Raw genomic sequence first — 6,879 nt, 5'->3', positions numbered from 1 at the left:
AACCGGCGAACCCGACCTGCGCGCCCGGCAGCGCCAGCACGACGTCCGCGCCCGCGCCCAGGGTGGCCCACCCGCCGCCCGTCGTCGGGTCCCGCACCACCGCGATCTGCGGCAGCCCGGCCTCCCGGGTGAGCACCGACTCCCGGGCCACCCGCTGGAGCTGGGTGAGGGCGAGCATGCCCTCCTGCATCCGGCTGCCGCCGGTGGCGACCAGCGAGACCACCGGCAGCCGGTGCGCGCGGGCATGGACGTACGCCGACTCCAGGCGGTCGCCGGTGCGTTCGCCGAGGGAACCGCCGAGGAAGCCGAACTCGAACGCGATGACGACCACGTCGGTGCCCCCGGTCCGGGCCGTGCCGCAGATCACCGACTCCCGCTCGCCGGTGCGTTCGGCGGCGCGGGCGTGGGCGGCGTCGTAGCCGGGCCAGTGGAGTGGACCGTCCGGGGCCGACTCCCGTATCCGGTCGGGGAGTTCGGTGAAGTCGTCGGTGAGGGCGGTGACGGCCTCGCGGGCCGGGAGACGGTCAGCCACGGGACAGCGCCCGCTTCATGATCTTGCCCATGTCGTTGCGGGGGAGGGCGTCGAGGTGGTGGAGGACGCGCGGGCGCTTGTGCGGGGCGAGGCGCCCGGCGACATGATCGGCCAGCTCGTCGAGCCCGGGCGGGGCGTGCGGGTCCGCCGGCACCACCCACGCCACGATCCGCTCGCCCAGATCGGCGTCCGGCTCCCCGGTGACCGCGGCCTCCCGCACCCCCGGATGCTCCAGCAGCACGTTCTCGATCTCCCCCGCGCCGATCTTGTAACCGCCGCTCTTGATCAGGTCGGTGGCCTTGCGGCCGACGATCCGGACATGGCCGTCCGGGTCGCGCACCGCCATGTCCCCGGTGCGGAACCAGCCGGTGGCGGTGTACGCGGCGGCCGTGGCGTCCGGCCGGTTCAGGTACCCGGTGAACAGGTTCGTCCCGCGCACCTGGATCTCGCCGACCGTCTCGCCGTCGTACGCCGCCACCGGTGAGCCGTCCTCCTCCACCAGCCGCAGTTCCACCCCCGGCAGCGGCACGCCCACCGTGCCGGGGCGGGCCCCGCCGTCCGCGCGGACGGCGGGCGGGGGGTCCGGGGGCGTCCACCGGGACGAGCACAGCATCAGCGTCTCCGTCATGCCGTACCGCTCGACGACCCGCCGTCCGGTCGCCGCCGCGATCCGCTCGTGGTCGTGCACGGGCAGCGCCGCCGAACCCGACACCAGCAGCCGGGCCCCGGCCAGCGCCTCGGCCAGCTCCGGCTCGGCGGGCAGCGCCTCCGCGATCCGGTGGTACATCGTCGGCACGCCGAACAGCATCGTCGCACCGGCGTTCAGCTCGCGCGCCACGCCCTCGGTGGTGAAGGCGCCGAGGTGGCGCACGGAGCCGCCGCGGCGCAGCGGGCCCAGCGTGCCGAGGACCAGGCCGTGCACATGGAAGAGCGGGAGCCCGTGCACCAGCACGTCGTCACCGGTCCACCGCCAGGCGTCGGCGAGGGCGTCCAGCGTCGCGGCGATCGCGCGACGGGGGAGGACGGCGCCCTTGGGCGGGCCGGTGGTGCCGGAGGTGTAGACGATCAGGGCGGGGTCCTGCGGGCTGTGCGCGCGGTCGTCGGGGAGCGCGCCCCTCGCGGTCGTGTCCACGTCGACCCGGGGGAGAGCGGCCAGGAGCGCGGGAAGCGGGGTTCCGGGTGCGGTGAGCACCAGGTCCGGGGCGCTGTCGGTCAGGATGTGGCCGAGTTCCTTCTCGCCCGACCTGGGGTTGAGCGGCACGACAGCCACCCCGGCGAGCAGCGCCGCGGTGACCGCGACCGCGGTCTCCATCGTCGGCGTGGCCCAGACGGCGACCCGGCGCACCCGGGTCAGGCCCCCGGCGACCGCGGCGGCCGTCCCGGCGAGTTCCGCGTACGTCAGTGAGCGCTCGCCGAAGCGGAGGGCGGGGCGGTCGGCGGCGGGGGTGGCGGTGAGGGCGGCCGTGAGGGCAGGGAAGAGAGGGGGCACGCGGCGTACTCCTTGGCTCACTGGTGATCGGGGGTGGCCGCTGTGTGGGCGGTACCCGGTCGGTCCAGGGTGACCTACCCCGATGGGGGTGCGTGCGCGCACGTGGTTCGGGGAGCGGGGCGGGCGGTGTGGAGGGGCCGTCCGGGACCCGGTCCGGAGGTGTGCTGCATGCGGCGCCCGGCGTGGGTGGGGGCCGGGGGTGGATCGCGCGGCCCGGCGCTTGCGGGGTGCCTCCCCCACTCTCGGCTTCGCTCGAGCGGGGGGACCCCCATCGCCCACCCGTGCCGCCCTGGGGGTACCCCCTCTGGGGGAGGCACGACTGCCCGCGGTGGCCGGTAGCCCCAGCGGCACGACTGCCCGCGGTGGGGTGGGGTGGGGATCCCCATCGTTCCTGTGGCGCCGCGGTGGGGTGGGGGCCCCTTCGGCCCTGCGGCACCGCTGTCCGTGGGGGCGAAGGGGGTGGCGTGGGGTCGGGGCCAGGTGGGGCAGTGGTGGATGTCTGCCACCACGCAGGTGACGTTGTCCGGGCCGCCGGAGTCGTTGGCCGCGGTGATCAGGGTGTGTACCGCCTCCTCCGGGGTCGGGGCGGTGGTGAGGAGGTCCCTGATCGTGTCGTCGGGGACGACCGTCGGGAGGCCGTCGGAGCAGAGGAGGTACCGGTCGCCCGGGTGGGCGTCGTGCAGGCGGAGGTCGGGGGAGGACGTGGTCGCCTCCGTGCCCGTGAGGGCCCTCAGGAGAAGGGTGCGCTGGGGGTGGGAGACCGCTTCCTCCGGGGTCAGCCGGCCCTCGTCGAGCATCGACTGGACCACCGTGTGGTCGTGGGTGACCCGGAACAGCTCGCCGTCACGCAGCAGGTACGCGCGGGAGTCGCCGATGTGGACCAGGGCCAGGCGGGAGCCCGTCCAGAGCAGGGCCGTCAGCGTGGTGCCCGCCTCCTCCGCGCCGTCGGCCGCGTCGCGCACCGCCTGCGCGGCGCCCTGCACCGCGTCCTCCAGCACGTTCAGGATCCCGCCCGCCGGTATCTCCCGTGTGTCCAGGAATCGCAGCGCCTCCACGGCCGCGCTGCTCGCCGGCGCCCCTGCCGGACCGAAGCCGTCGGCCACGGCCAGCAGCCGCGAGCCCGCGTACGCCGTGTCCTGGTTGGCGGTGCGGACCCGGCCCCGGTCGGAGTGGGCGCAGTAGCGCAGTTCCAGTGTGTTCACAGTGGTGTCCCTTCTCGACTCTTCCGTGAGGTGATCGACCAGGAACGCGGCGAGGTCCCGCCGCGGCGCCGTCTCCGCCTCCACCCGGGCCCAGTAGGCCCGGATCTCCACGGCGGCGGCACCGTCGTCCAGCGAGCGGACGCGACGGATCTCGGCCAGCGGCATGCCCAGGCGGCGCAGCCACGCCACCAGCCGGGCCTGCTCGAGCTGCTCCGCCGCGTAGTAGCGGTAACCCGTGTCCGGGTCCACCCGGGCGGGGCGCAGCAGGTCCAGCTCGTCGTACAGGCGCAGTGCCTTCGGGGACAGCCGGCACGCCTTCGCGAAGGCGCCGATCGCCAGCATGTCCATCGCCTTTCCCCCTCTTTCCGTACCGCGTTTCCGCGTTCCGCCACCGATGCTGGGGCTTCCCCGAAGGTGAAGGTCAAGCGCGGTCGTCCGTTGGTTCGTGCGTCGGGAGGAGGACACGGAACGTGGCACCCCCGCCCGGGGCCGTGCGGAGCTCCACCCGGCCGTGGTGGGCCGTCACCAGGGACCTGACGATCGCCAGGCCGAGACCCGCGCCCCCGTCCCCGGTGCGGCCACGGGCGGCGTCGGCGCGGTAGAACCGGTCGAAGGCGCGGGCGGCCTGGTCGGCGGACATGCCCGGGCCCTCGTCGTGGAGTCCCAGGACGGCCATCCCGTCGTGCGTGCCGACGCCGATGCCCCCGCCGACGGTGGCGGTCCCGGAGGTGGCGGCGTCCAGGACGAGGACCATCCTGAGCGTGGTCGACTTCCCTGCCCCGTTGGGACCGAGGAACCCGGTCACCTCCCCCGGGCGGACGGCGAACGTCAGGTCGTCGACGGCCAGGACCTCGCCGTAGCGCTTGGTCAGTCCGCGGACTTCGATCATCGGGGCTCCCTGGTCGGTCGGGGTGCGCGGTCGCCTCCGGCCGTCACGGCGCCGCGTCCGCCTCACGGTGCCGGGGGATTCTGGGCCGGTCCGGGGCGAGCCTGAACGTCCTCTGTGGGCCGCTGCGCCGGTGCTGTCGGAAACCGCAGGTCAGAGAGGTCAGGCGAGTCGGGGGCGGACGGGGATTCCCATGGAACTTCCAGAAACGGGCTGTTAGCCTGCTCGTCGATCAGCTGCCCGTACGAGGAGTGAGCCGCCGTGCCCCGTATCGCGCTCGTCACCTGCGCACCCGGACCCGGCATCGCCGAGGACCGCGACCTGCCGGCGCTGGTGCGGGCGCTGGCGGAGGCCGGCGCCGGGGCGTCCGCCGAGGTGTGGGACGACGGCGGGGTGGACTGGGCGGGCTTCGACCTCGCCGTGATCCGCTCGACCTGGGACTACAGCTGGCGGGCGGACGAGTTCACCGCGTGGGCCGCCCGGTGCGCCGCGGTGACCCGGCTGGCCAATCCGGTGGACGTGGTGCGGTGGAACACCGACAAGCGGTACCTGGGCGATCTCGCCGCCGCCGGGGTGCCGGTGGTGGACACCCGGTACCTCGCCCCCGGGAACGCCCCCGGCCTCCCCGGCGACCACGAGTACGTCGTCAAGCCCACCTCCGGCGCCGGCGCCCGGCTCGCCGCCCGCTACACCCCCGACGAGCACGACACGGCCGTCCGGCACCTCCGGCACCTGCACGCCGAGGGCCTCACCGCGATGGTGCAGCCCTATGTGCGCGGTATCGACACCGCCGGCGAGCGGGCCCTGCAGTTCTTCGGCGGGAGCCTCCTCCACGCCAGCCGCAAGGGGCCCGTACTCGCTCCCGGCACGCCCTACGACCAGCGCAAGGTCGCCCATCCCGGACTGACGGAATGGACCCCGGGCACCGCCGAACTGGCCGTCGCCGAACGCGCCCTGGCCGCCGTATCCGGAGCGCCCGAGCTGCTGTACGCGCGGGTCGACCTGGTGGACGGGGAGGACGGCCGGCCCCGGGTCATGGAGCTGGAACTCGTCGAACCGAACCTGTTCCTGTGGCTGCACCCGGAGTCGGTGCCGCGCGTGGTGGAGGAGATCCTCAGGGCCGCGGCCCGCTGACCGCCGTACGCTGCAGCAGGCCCCAGGTGAACTCCGCGACCACCTCGCGCCGTACGCCGGCCGCGTCCGGGGCCGTGAAGGCGAGCCCCCACCGGGTGGGGGCGGTGCCCTCCAGAGGGCGGGCGGGCGCGAAGGCGCGGGCGGCCTCGTCCACCGTGCACGACCAGGGGGTCAGGTCCTCCACCGTGCGCAGGGCGGGCGGCTCGGCGTCCGGCGCGCGGACCAGCCACTCGTTCCACACCGCGCCACCGCCCGCCGGGACCAGCACCTCGAAGCGCAGGGAGGGCCAGAGCGGGAGCGGCCACCGCCACGCCTCGCAGTCCAGGTCGCCGATCCTGCGCGGGGTGCGGGCCTCCGGCTCGCCGAGCACGGACCTGTACCGCGACAGGGCCGGGCGGGAGCGCGGTGAGCGGACCATGGCCTGCCAGCGCCTGTTGGCCTCGCGCATGTCCGCGAGGGAGGCGCCCAGTTCCCGCCGGGCGTCCTCCACCGGGCCGGGACTGTGGTCGGCCATGCGGCGCAGCAGCACGAGCTGGAAGTCGCGCGGGGTGAACGGGCCGGTGGGGTTTCGTCCGGTGGGCACGGGAACCATCGTCGCCCACCGCGGGCGTCCCGCGCTTCAGGGGGCCGGTGGTCACAGGTCCCCGACGGCCCCCGTCCGCGCGAACGTGACGACGCAGCGCCCGAGGTGATCGAGGAACTGCGGCAGGCCGTCGGCGATCCGGTCGAACTCCCCCTCGTCCGGGGAGGCGGACCGGGACCGGTGGATCGCGCCGCCCCGGTCGGCGACGTAGCGCAGGCCCTCGCCGTTCGAGGCGATCACCATGCCGTGGGGGTCGTCGGCCAGGGGGACGAAGACCGGCCCCCGTTCCGCGAGCCCGTGCAGGACGTCCCGCGCCGAGTGGACGAAGCAGCCCTTGCCCGCGTCGGGCAGGACGACCTCCCCGATCGACTCGTAGAACGTGATCCCGTCCCCGAACGCCAGGAACTCCCGGCCGTAGGCGCGGGCGGCCCGGAGGTCCTCCTCGCCGGCCACCCGCACCTCGTTCGTGCCCGGCCGGTGACCGTGGGCCGCCTCGAACGCAGGCAGCAGGCCGTTCACCGCGTCCATGACCTCGGCACGCCACCGGGACAGCCACGCGGCGGAGCAGGGGAACCGGTCCATGGCCCGGATCATGCCACGGCCGCCTCACCGCGCGAGCGCATCGGTCTCCCGTCCGGATCCGGGGCGGCGGCCGTCCGGGAGGAAGAGCACGGAGTTGATGTAGCGCGGGCCCCGGAGCGCGTCGTGGGGCAGGACCCGGCGCAGCAGGCCGCGGGTGACGACGTACGCGTTGCGGGCCTGGTGGGATTCCAGCGGGAAGCGGGACAGCGGGATCCAGGCGCGGTCGGGCAGCACCCAGCCGTCGTAGCCCAGCATGGACAGGTACGTCACCACCGGCGCGATCGGCTGGATACGGGACTCCAGTTCCACGAACAGGGCCGGGCGGTCGCGGGCGAGGATCCCGGTGGCGCCGCGCAGCACCGCGGGCTCGTTGCCGTCCACGTCCACCTTGATGAAGCCCACGTCGCGCAGGCCGAGTTCGTCCAGGGCGACGCAGGTGACGTCGAGGGCGTGGCCGTGGATGTCCCGGCG

At 75.0% G+C, this 6,879-nt stretch carries 7 protein-coding genes and 1 pseudogene; 1 reads left to right on the top strand and 7 read right to left on the bottom strand.

Features of this window, described 5'->3' with window-relative positions; translation table 11 throughout:
- The 4 genes and pseudogenes from B9S61_RS18350 to B9S61_RS43485 form a co-directional block, all read right to left on the bottom strand.
- The coding region (locus B9S61_RS18350; RefSeq protein WP_308457777.1) for a carboxyl transferase domain-containing protein at positions 1-532 on the bottom strand (532 nt) is incomplete at its 3' end.
- A complete protein-coding gene (locus tag B9S61_RS18345) occupies positions 525-2,021 on the bottom strand; it encodes an acyl-CoA synthetase (protein ID WP_103543236.1) in 1,497 nt (498 codons plus the stop codon). The genes B9S61_RS18345 and B9S61_RS18350, both read right to left, overlap by 8 nt.
- Positions 2,022-2,515: 494 nt before the next feature.
- A pseudogene (locus tag B9S61_RS18340) lies at positions 2,516-3,571 on the bottom strand (MerR family transcriptional regulator); the annotation flags it as partial.
- 73 nt (positions 3,572-3,644) lie between these two features.
- Complete coding sequence (locus B9S61_RS43485; RefSeq protein WP_103543235.1) at positions 3,645-4,112, bottom strand: ATP-binding protein; 468 nt, start codon at positions 4,110-4,112, stop codon at positions 3,645-3,647.
- 258 nt (positions 4,113-4,370) lie between these two features.
- Between B9S61_RS43485 and B9S61_RS18330 the strand changes: the two genes are divergently transcribed.
- On the top strand, positions 4,371-5,243 hold the full coding sequence (locus B9S61_RS18330; protein WP_103543234.1) for a RimK family alpha-L-glutamate ligase: 873 nt from the start codon (positions 4,371-4,373) through the stop codon (positions 5,241-5,243).
- Here B9S61_RS18330 and B9S61_RS18325 read toward each other — a convergent pair.
- The 3 genes from B9S61_RS18325 to B9S61_RS18315 form a co-directional block, all read right to left on the bottom strand.
- On the bottom strand, positions 5,224-5,835 hold the full coding sequence (locus B9S61_RS18325; protein ID WP_103543233.1) for a hypothetical protein: 612 nt from the start codon (positions 5,833-5,835) through the stop codon (positions 5,224-5,226). The two genes, B9S61_RS18330 and B9S61_RS18325, sit on opposite strands and share 20 nt — an antisense overlap.
- Positions 5,836-5,877: 42 nt before the next feature.
- Positions 5,878-6,408 carry a hypothetical protein gene (locus B9S61_RS18320; RefSeq protein ID WP_258039728.1) on the bottom strand — a complete coding sequence of 177 codons (531 nt, stop codon included), beginning with the start codon at positions 6,406-6,408 and terminating at the stop codon, positions 5,878-5,880.
- A 24-nt stretch (positions 6,409-6,432) separates the two neighbouring features.
- The coding region (locus B9S61_RS18315; protein ID WP_146064882.1) for an FkbM family methyltransferase at positions 6,433-6,879 on the bottom strand (447 nt) is incomplete at its 5' end.

The organism is Streptomyces sp. SM1, from assembly GCF_002910825.1.
GTDB lineage: Bacteria > Actinomycetota > Actinomycetes > Streptomycetales > Streptomycetaceae > Streptomyces > Streptomyces okerensis.
The sequence above is the reverse complement of the archived record's forward strand: the minus strand, read 5'-3'. Positions and strand labels throughout refer to the sequence as shown.

What these genes read in the sequence shown, in the direction of transcription:
- B9S61_RS18320 (WP_258039728.1), bottom strand. Translation starts at nt 6,408, where the DNA reads ATGGACCGGTTCCCCTGCTCCGCCGCGTGGCTGTCCCGGTGGCGTGCC.
- B9S61_RS43485 (WP_103543235.1), bottom strand. Translation starts at nt 4,112, where the DNA reads ATGATCGAAGTCCGCGGACTGACCAAGCGCTACGGCGAGGTCCTGGCC.
- B9S61_RS18325 (WP_103543233.1), bottom strand. Translation starts at nt 5,835, where the DNA reads ATGGTTCCCGTGCCCACCGGACGAAACCCCACCGGCCCGTTCACCCCG.